The following is a 19,662-nucleotide window of genomic DNA, read 5'->3' on the forward strand; positions in this document are numbered from 1 at the left end:
AGCCCTTTTGGATTTTTAGTCAGAAAAAATAATACCCTAAATAGTCCTTATTTTATGAGCTCATATGTCATTAATTTGCAGAAAATCTATAGATTTATAGAAATAAATGGGGTTTGTGCGCAAACTCCCGTTGTGCGTCATTTGAGAAAAACGAAATGCTAAAGATATTTAAGCGAAATATTAAATCTGAATATCAGGAAAGATTAAAAAAGTCGTTTCCGAAAGAATTGCATTCGGATTTGAATGAAGTTTTGAAAATCTTACCATTTGAAAATAATCAAGTCAAATTATGTGATGGACAAACTCACAAAGTTGACAATCTGATTCACGAATCTGAATTAAATATTAACTTTAACAACGAAACTCTAATAATTCCTTACAGACTTTACTTTAACGAACCAAACCCAGAATTGGAAAAGTCTTTGACTGACATACAAAAAGACATTTTAAATTGTATTTATTTGCGTCATCAAAATGGATATTTAAGAGAAAAAAGACTGAATTTAATATCTGATAGTTCTGAAAAGTGGACTGTTCCATTTATAATCCAATTAATTGGTGAATACGTTTATGAATTGCTTCCAATAATTGACAAAAAAATAAACGAAAACACTTTGGATTATTACGCTGAATTTAGTGATGAAAACCCTAAATATTGGCAACAGACCGAAAGTAGAATGATAAGCTATTGGAATGAATATTATAGATACAAATTTCCGAAACTGAAAGAATATTTGGGATTTGAAATTGTTAACCGAATAAAAAAACGAACGCACAACAATGGCTATAAGTAATTGCTTGTTCTCGCCTACTTCTGAAAATCCTTGCGGATTTTCAGTTTGGTGTGTACTTGCAAAGTTGAGTGCTAAACCACGCAACTACTCATAGCCGAGACGTTATGCAAAATATTAAAGGACCGTCATATAAAACTTAACCAGAAACAAAATGACCGAAAAGGAATTAAGAGAATCTTTAGGTTTTAAGGATAAGATTGTATACCACTATTGCAGTGTTGAAGCTATGTATGGGATTTTTTCCAACAAGTCGTTCTGGTTAACATCTCTTGAATCTTCAAATGATGCCTCTGAATTAAGACTAGCTCAGAAAATAATAGCTGAAGCATTAAAAGAACTTAAAGACGAATATCCTAATGAGAAGTATCAAGAAATATTAAGTAAAATAGAACTTGCTCCTAAAGACATGAGTTTTAACAAGCACAAGCCTCGTTACAAATATTATGGATTATCGTTTGTTGAAGATAAAGACAGTTTAACCCATTGGGAAAGATATGCAAATAGTTCTAGTGGAGTAAGTATCGGATTCAACTTGGCACTAATTGATAATCTATATTTTATCAATGCAATTCCCGACATAGTTTCAGATTGGCTACATCCCACACCTATAATTTATTCGCACGAAGAGCAATTAAAATATGCGAAATCTTCAATCGATGAAAAAATTAATCGAAGCATTAGAGAATTTGGAGAATTAGAAAAACTTGAACACATCTATTCATCAAATTTATTATGCAGCCTTGACAACATTAAAACCAATTTTTAAACATACTGGATTTTCAAGTGAGAAAGAACATAGAATATATTTAATGGAAGGTGAAGCAGAGACAGCGGCAAAACTTATGCAAGACATGATAAATGAATCCAACACAGATAATCATGTTCTATTTAAAAATATAAGTAGAAATATTACAAATTTAGCTACGAAATTGCAAGTAAGAAAAAATGATAAACTCCATGGTGTATTCAAAGATGGTATAAGAAGCTATTATGCACTTGACTTAAAAGAAATTTGGAATGATTCACTAATCCCTGAAATTATTTTAGGACCAAGGTGTTTTCAAAACAAAAGAGAATTAAAAAGTTTTATGAAACAATGTAACCTTAATAGAACAAAAATCGAAGTATCGCAAATACCGATTAGATAAAATAAAATACTTTGCATAACAAAGTACATATTGCAGGGCGGGGTTCGGTGGTACGCCAACTGCGGATTCTCGCATCGCAGTTCCATGTCCTTCGGACAGGAACGCTCTTCGAAATCCGCCCCGACAACATGTACCAACCGTTGCCATTCATTGGCGAACGCACTCAAACTGAAAATAAAAAGAAATGAAAAAAACACTAAAAATAATTTCTACAGTATCAATTGTATTATTTGGAATTTTATGGATTTCAAGCAAATTTGATTTCTTGACTGAATATAATTCTTCCGATATTAGAACGTTTTTTGTTCTTATTTACTTGTTTACAAGTTTAAAGTATTTTCAAATGGAAGTTAAAGATAAAAACGCTGAAATTCAGGAATTGAAATTAAAACTGGAGAAAACAAAAAGCGAAATTTAAAATAAACTGAATAAAGAATTTAGCAAGTTTCGGAATTGCTCACTCAATCGGAATTGAAAAATTTTACGGAATAAAACGCTGACTGAACTCACTCAAACGTTGAAAAGTGGAAAAAGAAATTAGTCGAATAATTAGATACCTAAAAAAACAACGAAATGGCAACACCGTGTATAATTAATTGCTTTGGCAAGTGCTTATTTGGAAAATTCCTTCGGAATTTTCTCGGGTTCGTTTTTGTTTACTAAATTAGTTGCTTAACCACGCAACTAACCATACACAATACCGTTGTGTGTAAGTTTGACCCGTCCTGAATAAAGGCTACATAATTTTAAACATTATGTATAAAAATGACAAAGTAATTAGACGGTACAGTGAACCTTTCAAATTAAAAATTTTAGCCGAACTTACAACCGGTAAACACACAAAGAGCGAACTATGTAAACTCTATTCTATTGCACCTACAACCGTAAACGAGTGGATTAAAAAGTACAATCGTAAAGACTTAATGAACACCAGAGTAAAAGTGGAAACTAAAGACGAAATATCTAGAATTAAAGCTCTTCAAAAAGAGATTGAACAGCTTAAAAAACTACTTCTTAAAAAGGATTTAGATGCCTTAGTATTGGATTCTTACCTTGAAGTAGCGGCTGAAGATCTTGGTTATAAATCTGTTGCTGAATTAAAAAAAAAGCTAAGTACAAAGCCTTAATCAAAGCCAAAGAGAAATCTAAGGGATTTGCTTCTTTACAGACTATAACCCGTTGTTTTGGACTTAAACGTGATGCGTATTATAAATACAAATCTAGAGCTGACATGCGTTTAAAACTGGAACAACAGATTATAAACATAGTTAGTAGAAAACGTAAATCCCTTCCTAGAGAAGGTGTGCGTAAACTCACAAAATCATTAGATGATGAGTTCGCTAAAGCCAATCTTAAAATTGGTAGAGATACTTTATTTAACGTCCTTAGAAAACACAATATGCTAACACTTAGAAAGAAAACTAGCGCCAGAACAACCAACTCGTATCATCGTTTTTATAAGTATAATAACATTATAAAGGATATGGAAATTACAAGACCAAATCAGGTTTGGGTCTCTGACATCACATACATCAGAACGGTAAAAGGGTTTTGTTACTTAGCCCTAATAACAGATATGTATTCCAGGAAAATAGTTGGGTATGACCTTAGTGATAGCTTGGAACTTAAAGGATGTGTTAGAGCGCTTAATAAAGCGATTTATCAAACTAAAAACATTAATCATCTTATCCATCATTCGGATAGAGGTATACAATATTGTAGCAATGTGTACACACAAATTCTTAAAAGAAATAAGATAGATATTAGTATGACTGAAGAAAATCATTGTTACGAAAATGCCATCGCTGAACGTGTAAACGGCATCCTAAAAGATGAGTTTTATCTCGACCAGACCTTTGATAACGTAGCTCATGCGAAAAGAGCAACAAAAAATGCAATTAATTTATACAACGAAATAAGATTACATTTATCTTTAGACTATAAAAATCCTAATATGGTATATAAATTATCAGCGTAAATTCAATTTTAACCTGTAGCCATATTTCAGGACGAGACATGACTGAAAAAGGTTTGTGCAAAAATAATTGAGAACTACAAATGTTAAGAATAAAAATACTATTTCTACTTTTAATCATATTTCTCTTGCCAATTGAAAATATAGCGCAGGAAAACAAAGTAACTACTGGAAATAAAAATGGAACACTCATAGCAATTGGTGGTGGAGAAATTGGACATACAAGTATCATGAAAGAATTTCGGAAACTGGCTGGTGGAGATTCCGCAAAAATAGTAGTTATACCAACTGCGTTTGTTAAGAATAATGAAATAGATACCATGTTGCTAGAAAGAAATTTCAAAGAATATGGAATACCTGAATTTACTGTTTTACATACAAGTGATTCCACTGAAGCAAATACAGATGATTTTGTTAAACCGATTAAAGAAGCAACAGGTGTCTATTTTACTGGTGGTAAAACTTGGCGAATTGCAGATAGCTATTTAAATACCAAAGTACATAAAGAATTATTAAAATTATTGGACAGAGGTGGTGTAATTGCTGGTTCGTCTGCAGGTGCAACTATTCAAGGTTCTTTTTTAGCAAGAGGAGATACAAAAAACAATCAAATAATGATGGGAGATCATGAAATTGGATTTGGATTTATTTCAAATATTGCTATTGACCAACATGTCTTGACCAGAAATCGACAGTTTGATATGCTTACTATCTTAAAGAATAAACCTGAACTTTTGGGTGTCGGAATTGATGAAAGTACAGCTATTATAATTAAAGGAGATATTCTCGAAGTTGTTGGAGATAGTTACGTCATTATTTACGACCAATCATTCTGGTCGATTGAATCCAATCCATTTGATGAAGACACTCATAAAAAACTACCAAATAAAGACCAATTATTCTATTTTTTAAAAAGTGGTGATAAATATAATTTAAGAGAAAAAAAAGTCATTCGGAATTGAATATTATGCATCGTCACAGTAGCTAACAACGGCTATAGTTCATTGCTTCTGACTTTCCTCTCGGAAAGTCCTCGCCTTGATGGTTAAGTAGAAGATTTTTTCTCACAATATTCCTAAATTATTTGTAACGGAAACCTTACTCAAACCTTATATCATACCATTAACAAGAAATAAAGTTTATTAAAAGTGTTTAAGCTTCAACTAAACTTGTAAATAATTTGACATTATGGTTCGAGAATAGGTCAATGTAGTGTACAAGTAGAAGCCTTCAACCTTTTTTAGGTTGGAGGTTTTTTTTAAGAAAAATTCATTTAACGATTTAAGACTTGAATACTTTGGTTAGATGAAAGCAATTAAAAAATTTCCTTTTATCAAAGTAATCTTATCTTAATCAATAAGATATTAAACTATAATAATTTAATAAAAAACTCTGCATTGTTAAGGATGCAGAGTTTTTTATTAATTCTATAAAATGCTATAAATTAATCAGTCTTAGAGAGATTAATTCCTTTAAGTAATATAAAAACACCCATTGAAACTAACCAAATTACTTTTACATGGAAAACAGGTTTATATACTTCAAAATTATCTGGAATTGAAAGTATAATACCCATTGCTGTAAAACCAAGTAAAACAGTAAACCATCCCAACCATGTACTAAGTAGTTTCCATTTTAAAAGACCAAAACCCAGTAATATTAAACCTACTCCTGAGAATATTCGACCAAAACGTACAAAGCATGTAACGTATTGATTCGTAAATAAGGTTCCATTTAAAAATTCTTGAATTTCTTCGGGTGATTTTCCCATAGTTTGGCCCACACCCCAAGCTCCATAATTGTAATAGTATGCCGCAGCTATGGCTATGGTAAATGTTCCAACAATAATCATTCCTGCTCCTGGTACTATTAATACGCCATAAGGCTTATTGCCCGTCATAGAAACAAAGCCAAATATAGCAATGGCCATAGTTACCCATCCAAAAATATGAATTCGGTACATCCAAATCCAATACCATACATTTTTTCCAATATTAGCAAAATCTGATGCTATAAAATACTCACCTACCTCATGAGGTGAAAATGCCCAACCACTCCATAATAATACAGCAGCCAAAATAAAAGCCCATCCAATAAATTTAGTTCCGAAATTCTTTATCATAGTGTTTAGTTTTAAGTTATGTCACAATATATAACTGACTATTAATAATATAGGTAACATTTGTTACATAAGATAAGTTTAATAATATGTATTTTGTAACATGAATAATATATGCTTTAATTAAATAATTCCGCCTTTTGAAAAGAAGATTGTTTGTAAAAAAAGCAACGCTAAGTTCGTTTGCTACACTTATTGGAACCGAAATTGTTTTTGGATCCAATATATTAGATGGTTATATGCCCTTGGCATTACAAGACCCTGATCCTTTTAAAATGTTTAGCAAAAACAAAGAAATGATCGTGTTAAACGACAAACCTTGGAATATAGAAGCACAAGCTCATTTATTAGATGACAAGATCACTCCAAATTCGTGTATGTTTATTCGAAATAACGGATTAGTTCCAGAAAATATTGATGTTAAAAATTGGGTATTGAAAATAGATGGCGAGTCTGTTGCCAAAGAAAAAACGTATACGCTTTCTGATTTAAAATCAAAATTTAAGCATCACACATATCAATTAACAATAGAATGTGGTGGAAATGGACGTAGTGAATTTAATCCACCCGCTAAAGGAAATCAATGGACTGTTGGAGCCGTTCACTGTGCTTCATGGACTGGCGTGAGACTAAAAGACGTTTTAGAAGATGTTGGAATAAAAAATAATGCCGTTTATATTGGCTATCATGCTACCGATATACATTTAAGTCGAGATCCTAAGAAAGAGCCTATTTCAAGAGGTTGTCCAATGTCTAAAGCACTTCAAGATGAAACTTTGATTGCCTTTCAAATGAATGGGAAAGATATTCCCTTTGTGCATGGGTATCCGTTGCGTTTAGTTGCCGGAGGATGGCCAGCTTCCGTATCTGGTAAATGGATAAATAGAATTAGTGTTAGAAATAAGGTGCATGATGGTACCAAAATGACGGGAGATGCCTATAGAGTGCCTTGCAAACCAGTAGCTCCTGGTGAAAAAGTTAAGGATGAAGACATGTGTATTATTGAATCTATGCCTGTAAAGTCTTTAATTACATATCCAAAATCTGGCGCCACAATAAAAAAAGGAAAGGTATTAAATATTAGAGGACATGCCTGGGCAGGAGAATTAGAGGTTGCCAAAATGGAATATTCAATAGATTATGGAGCCACTTGGAAAGTGTGTACCATTGAAAAACCAATAAATAGATTAGCTTGGCAACATTTTTCGGCCTCAGTAGATTTTCCTCAAACGGGATATTATGAAGTTTGGGCAAAAGCAACCGATACGAATGGTATTGCACAACCCATGTTATTACCCGGTTGGAATCCAAAAGGGTATTTAAATAATGCTTGTCATCGAATTGCTGTTAAAGTAACATAAATGTCTGAAGAATTTGATTTTTTTAACCATGTCAAAAAAGTATATCGCTTATTGCTTTTACTTTTTTCTTTATTTGTATTAGCTGGTAGTTCACTTGTCTATTATATGGTGAATCCTGGTTTTTTTAATTTCAAAAAATCACCGGAAATACAAATAGCCGTTGAAGAATTAGATCCAGATAGAATAGAAAATGGTATCCATGTTAGCACTGGTTTTGTTGATGCCGAAGGGTTAATGACAGTGGTACGTAACTGTACAGCTTGTCATTCCTCAAAATTAATACTTCAAAACCGAATGAATGCTGAGCGATGGAATGCCACTATAAAATGGATGCAGGAAACACAAAATCTACCAGACTTAGGTAAAAATCAAGAAATAATTGTTAATTATTTAGCAACTAATTATCCTCCAGTAGACACAGGAAGACGAGCTATATTAACAAATATAGAATGGTACGAATTAAAGGATTAATTTAAAATAATAAGATAAAAATAGTTCTGTTTAAAAAAGAGAAGGATTATATAATACTAACACTAAAATTATTATGGAAAAGTATATTAACGCATTTATTAATTCCTTTAATGGAACCGTAGATTGGACCTGGAAATCAATCATTTTTGAAGTTCCATGGTATACTAATTATTTCTGGGGACTTACAGCTATATCTGTTTTTGTTTGGCTATTAGAAATAGCATTTCCTTGGAGAAAAGAACAAGCAATCATCCGAAAAGATTTTTGGCTAGATACCTTTTATATGTACTTTAATTTTTTCGTTTTTTCAATCGTAATCAGTGGTTTTTATAAAGTTATAGGGCTCGTATTTAAAGACGTTAATATTACCGCTAAAAGCTTTGCAATTTTAGATATTTCTGAATGGTCTATGTGGTTACAACTACTTGTATTTTTTATTATTCTAGATTTCGTACAGTGGTTTACACATGTTTTATTGCACAAGTATCCATTTTTATGGAAGTTTCATAAAGTACATCACAGCGTAAAAGAAATGGGATTTGCCGCCCATTTAAGATATCACTGGATGGAAAATATATTGTATAAGCCTCTAAAAACATTTGGAGTTATGATAATAGGAGGTTTTGAACCAAATCAGGCATATATAATTCATTTCATTACCATTGCAATAGGTCATTTTAACCATTCCAATATTAAAATTACTTGGGGGCCCCTTAAGTATATTTTTAACAATCCGGTAATGCACTTATATCACCATGCCTATACGTTGCCAGAGGGCAAATATGGTGTAAACTATGGAATTAGTTTAAGTCTTTGGGATTATATCTTTAAAACAAATTACATACCAGAAGATAGTGGTACTGTTGAAATTGGGTTTGAGGGAGATGACAAATTTCCACATGATTTTATTGGACAAAACCTATATGGATTTAAAAAAGGACAAAAATAACTCCACTTTAAGTTACCCTATTTGATACAAGCCCTTATAAATTTATAAGGGCTTTCAGTTTTTTAAATGTAGAACCTATATTTTATCCTTTAAGATTTTCACATTGGGTCGGTTTTATTTAATGCGCAATACAATTAGCATGTAAGCTAAATTAAAAACCTCAGCTAAAATTCAAAATTTATTCGAAATTGAATAGTACACTTGCATAACAATTTACAGTTAGTTTTTCACCTTTAGCAAAAGCGTTATGAAAAATATAAAACTAATAGTTTTTATAGCAATAGTATCTTCAAACCTATTTGGTCAAAATACTCATATAGATTCTTTACAACAAATTAAAAATATCCCATTTAATTATAAATCACTAATTATTCCAACCACCTTGATTGCCTATGGAATTATAGGTATTGAAAATGATAACTTAAAGCTTATTAATAATGAAATAAAAGAAGAAGTCAGCGAACACATAGATAAAAAATTCACCATAGATGATATATCACAATACACACCATTTATGTCTGTATATGCCTTGGATGCATTAGGTGTAAAAGGGAAAAACAATTTTAAAGATAGAACTATTATTTTAGGAACCGCTTATTTGATAATGGGTACTACAGTATATGGAATGAAAAAAATAACTAAAGTTGAAAGACCAGATGGTTCTGGTAAAACCTCTTTTCCTTCGGGTCATACAGCAACTGCTTTTATGGGCGCCGAATTTTTATATCAGGAATATAAAGATGTTTCCGTTTGGTATGGTATAACAGGCTATATAGTAGCAACGGGAACTGGTTTCTTTAGAATTTATAATAACAGACATTGGTTTACAGATGTTGTGGCAGGTGCAGGGATAGGAATCTTAAGTACAAAAATAGCCTATTGGATACATCCTTTTATTAAGAGTAAAATCTTTAAAAAAGAGAAAAAAATGAATGCAATGGTGATGCCCTTTTATAACGGAAAAGAATATGGATTAGGAATGTCTATGTCTTTTTAAAAAAGCATAAAATTTTATCTTAATACCAAATTCAAGTTATTTATTCTAAAATGATACTTATTTTTAAAATATGAAAATCTTACTCATAGAAGACGAAAAAGACTTAGCAAAAAGTATTCAGGACTATTTGAAAACGAACGACTTTGTTTGTGAATGGGTAACTGATTTTTCTTTGGCTTTAGAAAAAATTGCGCTTTATGACTACGATTGTATTTTACTCGATCTTATGTTACCCAGAGGTAATGGTTTTGATATTTTATCACATCTTAAAAAACTAAATAAATCAGATGGCGTTATTATTATTTCAGCTAAACAAAATTTAGAAACCCGACTAGAAGGTTTCAATCTTGGTGCCGATGATTATTTGGTAAAACCATTTCATCTCTCAGAATTATTGGTGAGAATTCAAGCCTTAATACGCCGAAAGAAATTTGATGGAAATAACATCATAACCTTTAATGAAATACAAATTGACTTACTTTCAAAGGTTGTAAAGGTTCATGGCATTAGTATTGATGTAACAAAAAAAGAAATAGATTTATTACTGTTTTTAATTGGAAACAATAAAAAAGTATTATCTAAAGAAGCGATAGCTGAACATCTTTCTGGCGATATGGCTGATATGATTGACAATCATGATTTTGTGTATGCGCATATAAAAAATATTAAAAAGAAACTAAAAAATGCCGAAAGCAAAAGCTACATTAAAACAGTATATGGTTTAGGATATAAATGGGAAGATGAATAAAAAACTATTACATAAAACGCAACGCGCCTATCTTGTTTTTTCAATACTGTTATTTGTTATTGTGGCTCCACTGTTTTATGTGCTTTCCAATAAATTTTATATCGATGAAGTTAATGAACGCTTAATGCTTCAAAAATCTGATTTTGTTCAAAATTCTCTTTCAAAATTAAAGATTGAAGATATCTCATTATGGAACAATTTTAACTACGCTGTTGAAATACTTGAACCGTATAATTTAAAAAAAGACACCCTATTTTATAGTACATCGTTTAATAAAATAGAACAAGAAAATGACCGTTTTAGAGTATTGAATTCCCCCATTACAATAGAAGGGAAACCTTATGTGTTTTCCGCTAAAGTTAACTTGATTGAATCTGAAGATTTTTTGCTAAGCATCATCCTGCTTTTTGTGTGTCTTATTTTATTATTGATGTTAGGCCTATTTATTATTACTAAAAAATTATCTCAACGGCTTTGGCGTCCTTTTTATGAAACGCTTCATCAAATTGAAAATTTTGATATAGATAGACACCAAAAACCTCACTTTACCAATTCAGATACTGAAGAATTTAATCGACTCAATAAAAGCATTAACGATTTAATTAAACGCAATTTAGCTATCTATAACAATCAAAGAGAATTTGTTGAAAATGCGGCTCATGAGTTGCAAACACCCATCGCTATTTTTAAAGCAAAAGTGGATACACTCATTCAGCGATCTGATATTACCGAAGGCCAATCCGAACTTTTAAGTTCTTTAAACGTCACTATTTCAAGATTAAAAAGAGTCAACAAAAATCTGTTGTTACTTTCCAAAATAGATACAGAACAGTATAACGACACCGAAACGTTTTCACTGCAACAGCTTATAGAAAAACAGTTAGGTTTCTTTTTAGAACAAGCCGAGCAAAAAAATATAACGGTTACAACAACGTTTCAAAAAGATATTTTGGTACATGCCAATTATGGACTCACAGAATTATTAGTGAGTAATTTATTGCTGAATGCCGTTAGACATAATTTGAAGACCGGAACAATTAACATTGCTATTTCTCATAAAACACTTGAAATAACAAATACGGGCAATCCATTAGGATTAAAAGAAGAAGATCTTTTTAATCGCTTTTCAAAATCAAGCAATTCCGAACAAGGAAATGGTTTAGGATTAGCTATAGTGAAAAAAATAGCTGACCATAACACATGGACTATTAGCTATACTTATGTAGCAAATAAGCACTCATTTTTAGTAACTTTCTAAAAATTCAAAATTTCTTCTAAATCGTGTTGCACCTTTGGTAATAAATAAATTATTCACTAAAAAAGTAATCATGAAAATCTTAAAATTAGCAGTTATCGCAATTCTTTTTACTACGTTTTCTGCATGTGGTCAAAAGTCTACAGTTCCAGGCAATGTAAAAGCAGCCTTTTTACAAAAATTCCCAACAGTTAAAAAAGTAAGTTGGGATAAAGAAAATGACACCGAATGGGAAGCAGAATTTAAAATGAATGGACAAGAGTATTCGGCTAATTTTTCGTCTGAAGGAATTTGGATGGAAACGGAATACGAAATAAACAAAAAAGATATTCCTGCAGCCGTTAAACAAGCATTAGACTCTGAATTTAATGGCTATGATATTGAAGAAGCCGAAATATCTGAAACAGCTCAAGGAAAAGTTTATGAGTTTGCCTTAGAAAAAAATGACACGGATATGGAAGTTGCCATTTCTCCTGAAGGAAACGTTATGAAAAAAGAAATGAAGGCTGAAAATGATGATGAAGACAATGATTAATAGAAATTAAATAAAAGAAAGCCGTTTAAAAAGTAGATAAAACGTCATTACGAACGCAGTGAAGTAATCTCTCGAGAGAAAAATAATGACTTACAGATTGCTTCGTTCCTCTCAATGACCTAAAACATACTTTTTAGACAGCTTCTTTTGTTATCTTTGATATTTATACTATGAGACGTTTTATTACTATTTTTTGTCTACTTACCTTTTTTTATAATACTACTTATTCGCAAAGCAGCTTACAATATTATTTAGATAATGCCGAAAAAAATAGTCCACTACTTCAAAAGCAGGATAACAACAACAAAATTATCGATTTAGATGTAGCACAATACAGAGCTATTTACAAAAGTGCAAAGCTTAACATAAATAGTAATGTCATCTTTTCACCAATCATATCGAAAGATGGTAATAACAATACATTACAATTGCTATCTTCTGGAAGCACCGATTATATTGGTCAGGATTTGGGAGCGACCAATGGCGGTCAATTTCAAGCACTCATGTCGGTAAATCAACCCTTATTTACAAATAGATATGTTTCTGCTCAGGAAAACAAAGCCAACATCTTACAGGAGCAAAATAAAAATACTGGTGAGCTTACCAAAGCAGAGTTACATCAAGTGGTTACACACCAATATATACTTTGTGTTCAATCACAAAAGCAAAAAGAAAATACGCAACAAACAATTCAAATAATAAAAGATCAAATCCAGCAAATGAAACCATTAGTTGATGCTGGAATTTATAAATTAATTGATTTAAAATTATTAGAAATAGCCTTAAAAAATAGTCAGATTGATTACGAGCGCCTTTCTGGTGAATACCTGAATAATTTTAACGCGCTTAACTTATTATGTGGTATTGATGATACAACCCTGCATAACCTCGATACCATTGATTTGCAATTAAATTCTTTACAGCATAACCAATCATTATTTAGTTCGCAATTTACGTTAGATAGCCTATCTGTTAATGCCAATCAAAAGATCTTTGAACTGCAATATTTACCTCAAATAAATGCTTTTGGAGACGCGGGACTCAACGCAACTTATAATCCAGCTCCAAACCGTTTGGGGGCTAGTATTGGTGTTTCTTTAAACTGGAATATTTTTGATGGGCATCAAAAACAAATTAAAAAAGAACAATCTCAAATACAGCTTGAAAATATTGAAACCGATAGAAAATACTTTGAAAATCAAAACCACATACGTAAAAACAATATTTTAAGTCAAATTGAAAATGTTAATAAACAGCTTGTTCTGATTAATAGTCAATTAGAAGAATACAATAAACTCCTTGAGTTATATAAAGTTGAAATTAAACAAAGTTTGGTTTCAGTTTTAGAACTAAAAACACTTATAAAGGAAATTTCAATGAAACAAGATGCAAAAACCAATACGTTGATGCTCAAAGAAATTTTAATCAATTCTTATAATTATTGGAATTTGTAAAAAACCATCGTTTAAAATGAATAACATACTACCTAAAAGTCTCTTCCTCATTCTCGTATTTATGGTGTCCTGTAATAATAAAAACGCATCAACCGATGCCGTTGCGTTACCAAAACCTAGTGTTTCCATAGTTCACCCCACTATTGGAGCCATTCAAAAAAGAGAACAAATAAATGGTCAAATTGTATATTTAAACAAAACAACTGTTACGGCTCCTATTACTGGGTATGTAACAACTGTAAATACCGCATTGGGTAACTGGGTTAAAAAAGGAGACCTTCTTTTTAAAATACAAACCAAAGAAAGTAAAGCTTTAAAAGACTCTAATCTGTCACCTTCCAATCAATTTGGTATTATATCCGTATTTGCGAGTGCTATGGGTTATGTTAATACGCTCAACATAACAGATTCTGGGGTTTATATAACTGAAGGGAGTGCTATGGCAACTATTGTGAAAAACGAAGATATCGCTGTACAAGTAAATACACCCTATAATTACAGCAAGCTACTTAACAGTTCTAATACTATTGATATTGAACTCCCAAATAAAGAGGTGTTGCCGGCCACTTTTTATAAGGCAATACCCATGGTAGACCCTGTTTCTCAAACACAACAAATGCTATTTAAACTAAAAAAATACAGTCCATTACCAGAAAACTTAAATGTTATTGTGTCTCTTTTAAGTAGCGAAAAAGCGCATAGTGTCATGTTACCTAAAGACGCTATTTTAACCAACGAAACTCAAGATGAATTTTGGATAATGAAAGTTAATCAAGATTCTTTAGCCATAAAAGTACCCATACAAAAAGGAATTGAAAACGCTAATACTATAGAAGTTTTAAGTCCTAAATTAACCCCAGCTGATGCTGTTATAAAACAAGGAGCCTACGGTTTGCCAGACAGCACAAAAGTTAAAATTAACTAATTATGGACAGCATGTATGTAAAATATAAGAGTCCGTTAACTGTTATTCTTATTCTTTTAATTGTAATAGGCGCCTACTCTTATAAAAATTTAAGCACATCTCTTTTTCCAAATGTTACCTTTCCTAAAATAAAAATCATTGTTGATAATGGGCAACAACCCGTTGACAAAATGATGGTAACGGTAACCAAACCTGTTGAAAATGCTATTAAACGTGTAGAAAATTTACAATCCATTCGTAGTATCACTAGTATGGGTAGTTGTGAAATTTCTGCTTTTTTAGATTGGAATTCTGATATTAATACTGACAAACAACAAATTGAATCCAGGATTACTCAAATAAAAAGCGACCTGCCTCCAAACGTCCAGATAACGGTAGAAAAAATGAATCCTTCAATTTTGCCGGTTATGGGGTATTCATTGCAATCCGACACAAAAAATCAAATCGAGCTAAAATTGATTGGTGAGAATATCATTAAACCTTATTTATCTAGAATAAAAGGTGTTTCGGCCGTAGAAGTTATTGGAGGAAAAACCAAAGAATATCAAATTCTACTAGATCAGAAAAAATTAAGTGTTTTAAAACTAAATCCGCAACAAATTATTAACGCCATTAAACAAACCGGGTTCATCCAATCTAATGGCTACACCGTTGACTATAAAAGGCTTTATCTAACCGTTACTGATGCTACTATTAATAATAAAGAAGAATTAGAAAACCTAGTGATTTCAGATGATTCCAAACGAAAAATAGCAATTAAAGATATAGCGACCGTTCAAATATCTGAACAAACTGAATTTATAAAAATTAAAGCAGACGGGAAAAATGTACCGCTGATAGCCATTTTAAAACAACCTAATAGTAACTTAATTGATGTGTCTGACCAGGTCACTCAAAAGGTAAGTGAATTGAATCATATTTTACCCAAAGGTGTTCAACTTAAACCCTATTACAACCAAGCTGATTTTGTTGGGGATAGCTTAAAAAGTATCATAGATGTTCTTTGGATTGGTCTTGTTTTAGCTATCATCGTTGTTATTATTTTTCTTCGTTCCTTCAAAGCAAGTAGCGTATTATTGGCGACCATACCCATAACACTAGGTCTTACCTTTTTAGTTATGAAAGTTATTGGTTATGATTTAAATATTATGACTATTGGAGCTATTGCAGCCTCTATTGGTTTAATTATAGACGATGCGGTTATTATTGTAGAACAAATTCATAGAACTCACGAAGAACACCCGTCGGAACCACCCATAAAACTGGTTGGAAAAGCTATTAAATTTTTATTTCCAGCTATGGTAAGTTCGTCCTTAAGTACCATTGTTATTTTTCTGCCTTTTGTATTAATGACAGGAATTGCTGGTGCCTATTTTAAAATTCTCACCGAAACTATGGTTATTACCTTAACCGTTTCCTTTTTTGTTACCTGGATAGGTCTGCCTGTTATTTATTTACTCTTTTCAAAAAAGAAACCCAAAGAGTTACCGCCTGTTGTTTTAAGGGAACGAAAATGGGTTCGTTATTTTATAGAAAAGCCTTTTATTAGTTTCGCATTTATAGGACTCCTGATAGTAAGTATTATAGTCGTTTTACCAAAATTAGAAACCGGATTTTTACCACAAATGGATGAAGGTTCTATTGTTTTAGACTATAATAGTCCATCAGGAACATCGCTTGAAGAAACAAATCGTATGCTTACTGCAGTTGATGATATTTTAGATGGCATGCCGGAAGTAAAAGCGTATTCAAGAAGAACAGGAACTCAAATGGGATTTTTTATTACGGAACCAAATCGCGGTGATTACTTAATTGAGTTAAAGAAAAAAAGAACACTCACCACCGACGAAGTAAGTGACATCATCCGAACAAAAATTGAAAACTCTATTCCGGCTTTAACTGTTGATTTTGGGCAAGTTATTGGAGATATGTTAGGCGATTTAATGAGCAGCGTTCAGCCCATAGAAATCAAAATTTTTGGAACAGATCATGAAAAACTCAAAGAACTTTCAAAACAAATTGCTCAAAAAGTAGAGCAAGTTCAAGGGACTGCGGATGTTTTTGACGGTATTGTGGTTGCAGGTCCGATGTTGAAAATTAATCCTAAGGAAGAAATTTTAAAACAATATGGCTTGTCTGACACCGACTTACAAAATCAAATACAAACCTACTTGTCAGGCACCATTTCTGGAGCCATCTTAGAAAAGGAACAATTAACTAATATTCGAGTCTTATTTCCTGAAAATTATAAAACACCAATAAATAAATTAAAAAAGGTAAAAATAAGCACTCCTGAAGGTAACTATTTTCCGTTGTCAACATTTGCTGATTTTTCTATACTGCAAGGTGTTTCAGAAATTGAACGTGAAAATCTGCAAACTATGGGTGTTGTTACATCACGCCTTAATAACAGGGATTTAGGAAGTGTTATGAAAGATATTAAACACGTGGTATCAACTATAAATTTGCCACCTTCTTACCAAATAGAATATGGAGGTTCGTATGCAGAACAACAACAATCATTTAGTGAATTGTTGCTAATTTTAATTCTAGGAGGCTTGTTAGTTTTTACCGTGATTCTCTTTATGTTCAGAAATCTAATACTTTCCTTGATAGTAATTTTTACCAGCGTTTTAGGAATATCAGGAAGTGTTTTAGCATTATATTTTACACATACACCCTTAAATGTTGGGAGTTATACGGGAATCATCATGATTATAGGAATTATTGGTGAAGCATCTATTTTTACCATTTACCTATTCCTAGAAGAGTTGAAACATTTAACGTATAAAGAAGCTATTATTCATTCCATTTCTGCTCGACTACGTCCAAAATTAATGACAGCTATTAGTGCGATTGTAGCGTTAACACCGTTGGCATTAGGAATAGGAACTGGAGCGCAAATGCATCAACCACTTGCCATTGCTGTTATAGGTGGTTTTATTATAGCCTTACCGTTACTATTAATTGTGCTTCCTACGCTTATTTATAAATTTGTAAGAATAAGCAAATGATAAGCAGTCTTAAAAGCTTAGTATGTTTAAATTATTGTTTGGAATAGAGTTCACTCATGACTAATTTCGGAGTTCTGTCAACTTTAAATAAACCCCAATGTTTCTCAGGTTCTAAGGGTTCTGGCGAACCTTTCCAAGGCTCATCAAAAGCTTCAAAAACAAAGGTAAGTATTTGTTCTTCATGACTCCAGTTTACCAAATCGTGATAATATATCTCTTGATTTTCTTCACTTACATTTGAAGGATCAATACCTCGTCCATTAGAATTAGTCGCCCAACCTGCCTCCGTAATAGCAACTGGTACTTCTGGATATTTATTGGCGACTGCATAATAATTGTTTTTGGTGTATTCTAATGCGTCATGAATATGTTTATATTCCCAAACAGGGTAGGTGTGAATGGAAATAAAATCAATTTCTTTTACCAAATCTTTTAACTTATCAAGCCAAGGCACATAATTTTCACAAAAAGTTACTGGTTGTTTTGCCCCTTTTTTAATACGCTTTACATACGCAATAACACTCTTAACGGGCACGTAATGATCGGTCCAATCAACACAAGCTTCGTTACCAGCAGATAGTGAAAATATAATATCAGGGTATTGATTTGCTAACCTAATAAGTTTATCAATCTGTCTTACATTAATTTTCTTGTTTTCCTCAAGTTGTTCTTCTGTATAAGTTACACCCCAAGGACAGCCAAAATTATTCATTTCTGCTACAATGTAGGCACCGAGCATAATTTTAAAATCAAGCTTTTCCTTCTTTATAACATCTAAAACAATTTCAGAATGTTTATCACAATCATACAACCTTAAGTATTTCCATTGTCCTTGAAGTATTAAAAGATCTTCTTTAACTTGATTATAAGTTGGATACTCTCCACCAGGTTGTTGCCCCTCTCTAAAACCAGAATAGCAAATAGCATTGGCAAAAGGAAGATTTAATTTTTTGGTTAAGTTCATTAATAAATACTAATTTTTAAAATTTTAATTTTTCGTGTTTATCCCAAAGTCCCCAATACGCACCTACATCTCCTTCTGCTCCAACTTTCCAAGATTCATCAAACGATGAAAAATAAAACATTTCTATATTACTTTTTGAAGACCACACCTGCGAATTTACAAAATATTTCATAGCATTTTCAGCAGACGATACAGCCCCTCTCAAACTACCGCCTTCACTTGGCCAGCCCGTTTCAGTAATAATGACTTTCTTACCTCTTCCTGCATCAGAAGCTTGACCATACATTTGTTGCATATGGTTTAAAGAGTGTTCTATACTGCACCCTTCCCAATACGGATAACAATTAGCTAAAATAACATCGCAAGCCTCAGTAATTCTTGGTCTATGTGAAAATTCATAATACGCATCAACATACCCAACAGGAATTCCTGGTAAAGCCTCTTTAACACGATTGATGTACTCTAACAATTGGTCTTCCGTTAAATCTCCACGATACATTACCTCGTTACCTACAGCTGCTATATCGACGCACCCCTCTTTGGCTAATGCAATAAGACCCTCTATTTCATCTTCATTCATATCTAAATCATCACCCAACCAAGCACCAACTAACGTTTTAATACCGTTTTGATGAGCAATACGTGCTATGTGTTCGTTTCCTTCAACACAAGAAAATGAACGCACCCATTTGGTATAAGGTTTTATAATTTGCATTCTTCTCTTTACTTGTTCTTCAGTGATAACGTCGCCAGGTTTTTGACCATCTTCGTACATGCTAAAACATAATCCGTGCATGCCCTTTTCAAGGGTTTCTCGCCAAAGTTTTTCTAATTTTTTAGTAGATAGTTTGCTAAAATCAACGCCTACATTTTCTGTATAATCTGCACCTTCTAAGGTATAATGGTACTCTCTTCTATATGACATCGTAATATATTTAAGTGTTTAGTTTATA

General features: G+C 32.2%; 20 protein-coding genes. 17 read left to right on the top strand and 3 right to left on the bottom strand.

The window, feature by feature from the left end; genetic code table 11:
* Positions 1–155 precede the first annotated feature (155 nt).
* The 7 genes from G5V56_RS00005 (at position 156) to G5V56_RS00035 (ending at position 4,879) form a co-directional block, all read left to right on the top strand.
* Positions 156–794 (top strand): hypothetical protein, encoded by a 639-nt coding sequence (locus G5V56_RS00005; RefSeq protein WP_166959336.1) that lies wholly within the window; start codon positions 156–158, stop codon positions 792–794.
* A 151-nt stretch (positions 795–945) separates the two neighbouring features.
* Entirely contained in the window at positions 946–1,560 is a 615-nt protein-coding gene (locus G5V56_RS00010; protein WP_166959338.1) for a hypothetical protein, read from the top strand.
* Positions 1,535–1,942 (top strand): hypothetical protein, encoded by a 408-nt coding sequence (locus tag G5V56_RS00015; RefSeq protein ID WP_166959341.1) that lies wholly within the window; start codon positions 1,535–1,537, stop codon positions 1,940–1,942. Before G5V56_RS00010 ends, G5V56_RS00015 begins: the two co-directional genes overlap by 26 nt.
* A 184-nt stretch (positions 1,943–2,126) precedes the next feature.
* Entirely contained in the window at positions 2,127–2,360 is a 234-nt protein-coding gene (locus G5V56_RS00020) for a hypothetical protein (protein ID WP_166959344.1), read from the top strand.
* A gap of 337 nt (positions 2,361–2,697) precedes the next feature.
* Positions 2,698–3,069, top strand: coding sequence for a transposase (locus G5V56_RS00025; protein WP_166959347.1), 372 nt, complete (start codon positions 2,698–2,700; stop codon positions 3,067–3,069).
* Entirely contained in the window at positions 3,069–3,920 is an 852-nt protein-coding gene (locus G5V56_RS00030; protein WP_317166386.1) for an IS3 family transposase, read from the top strand. The genes G5V56_RS00025 and G5V56_RS00030 overlap by 1 nt, the downstream gene beginning before the upstream one ends.
* 125 nt (positions 3,921–4,045) lie before the next feature.
* Positions 4,046–4,879, top strand: a complete 834-nt coding sequence (locus tag G5V56_RS00035) for a cyanophycinase (RefSeq protein ID WP_240911180.1) — start codon at positions 4,046–4,048, stop codon at positions 4,877–4,879.
* 482 nt (positions 4,880–5,361) lie between these two features.
* On the opposite strand, the gene G5V56_RS00040 is transcribed toward G5V56_RS00035, so the two are convergent.
* A complete protein-coding gene (locus tag G5V56_RS00040) occupies positions 5,362–6,039 on the bottom strand; it encodes a hypothetical protein (protein ID WP_166959353.1) in 678 nt (225 codons plus the stop codon).
* A 137-nt stretch (positions 6,040–6,176) separates the two neighbouring features.
* Here G5V56_RS00040 and G5V56_RS00045 point away from each other — a divergent pair, with 137 nt between their 5' ends.
* The 10 genes from G5V56_RS00045 to G5V56_RS00090 all read left to right on the top strand — a co-directional run bounded on the left by G5V56_RS00045 (position 6,177) and on the right by G5V56_RS00090 (position 17,745).
* Positions 6,177–7,397 (top strand): sulfite oxidase, encoded by a 1,221-nt coding sequence (locus tag G5V56_RS00045; RefSeq protein WP_166959360.1) that lies wholly within the window; start codon positions 6,177–6,179, stop codon positions 7,395–7,397.
* Positions 7,398–7,868 carry a monoheme cytochrome C gene (locus tag G5V56_RS00050; RefSeq protein ID WP_166959367.1) on the top strand — a complete coding sequence of 157 codons (471 nt, stop codon included), beginning with the start codon at positions 7,398–7,400 and terminating at the stop codon, positions 7,866–7,868.
* Between the two features lie 73 nt (positions 7,869–7,941).
* Positions 7,942–8,817 carry a sterol desaturase family protein gene (locus G5V56_RS00055; protein WP_166959374.1) on the top strand — a complete coding sequence of 292 codons (876 nt, stop codon included), beginning with the start codon at positions 7,942–7,944 and terminating at the stop codon, positions 8,815–8,817.
* Positions 8,818–9,064: 247 nt separating this feature from the next.
* A complete protein-coding gene (locus G5V56_RS00060; protein WP_166959379.1) occupies positions 9,065–9,814 on the top strand; it encodes a phosphatase PAP2 family protein in 750 nt (249 codons plus the stop codon).
* A 70-nt stretch (positions 9,815–9,884) separates the two neighbouring features.
* The gene (locus G5V56_RS00065; protein WP_166959384.1) at positions 9,885–10,562 is read left to right on the top strand and encodes a response regulator transcription factor; all 678 of its coding nucleotides are present in this window, start codon (positions 9,885–9,887) and stop codon (positions 10,560–10,562) included.
* Entirely contained in the window at positions 10,555–11,820 is a 1,266-nt protein-coding gene (locus tag G5V56_RS00070) for a sensor histidine kinase (protein WP_166959389.1), read from the top strand. Before G5V56_RS00065 ends, G5V56_RS00070 begins: the two co-directional genes overlap by 8 nt.
* Positions 11,821–11,890: 70 nt before the next feature.
* Entirely contained in the window at positions 11,891–12,352 is a 462-nt protein-coding gene (locus G5V56_RS00075; RefSeq protein ID WP_166959393.1) for a PepSY-like domain-containing protein, read from the top strand.
* 170 nt (positions 12,353–12,522) lie between these two features.
* Positions 12,523–13,806 carry a TolC family protein gene (locus G5V56_RS00080; protein ID WP_166959399.1) on the top strand — a complete coding sequence of 428 codons (1,284 nt, stop codon included), beginning with the start codon at positions 12,523–12,525 and terminating at the stop codon, positions 13,804–13,806.
* A gap of 16 nt (positions 13,807–13,822) precedes the next feature.
* On the top strand, positions 13,823–14,731 hold the full coding sequence (locus G5V56_RS00085; RefSeq protein ID WP_166959403.1) for an efflux RND transporter periplasmic adaptor subunit: 909 nt from the start codon (positions 13,823–13,825) through the stop codon (positions 14,729–14,731).
* A gap of 2 nt (positions 14,732–14,733) precedes the next feature.
* On the top strand, positions 14,734–17,745 hold the full coding sequence (locus G5V56_RS00090; RefSeq protein WP_166959406.1) for an efflux RND transporter permease subunit: 3,012 nt from the start codon (positions 14,734–14,736) through the stop codon (positions 17,743–17,745).
* Between the two features lie 31 nt (positions 17,746–17,776).
* Here G5V56_RS00090 and G5V56_RS00095 read toward each other — a convergent pair whose 3' ends face one another.
* Both G5V56_RS00095 and G5V56_RS00100 read right to left on the bottom strand, forming a co-directional pair.
* Positions 17,777–18,709 (bottom strand): glycoside hydrolase family 17 protein, encoded by a 933-nt coding sequence (locus G5V56_RS00095; RefSeq protein WP_166959409.1) that lies wholly within the window; start codon positions 18,707–18,709, stop codon positions 17,777–17,779.
* Positions 18,710–18,725: 16 nt separating this feature from the next.
* Positions 18,726–19,634, bottom strand: a complete 909-nt coding sequence (locus tag G5V56_RS00100) for a glycoside hydrolase family 17 protein (RefSeq protein ID WP_166959412.1) — start codon at positions 19,632–19,634, stop codon at positions 18,726–18,728.
* Positions 19,635–19,662: the final 28 nt, after the last annotated feature.

This window comes from Yeosuana marina, from assembly GCF_011762485.1.
Classification (GTDB): Bacteria; Bacteroidota; Bacteroidia; order Flavobacteriales; family Flavobacteriaceae; genus Yeosuana; species Yeosuana marina.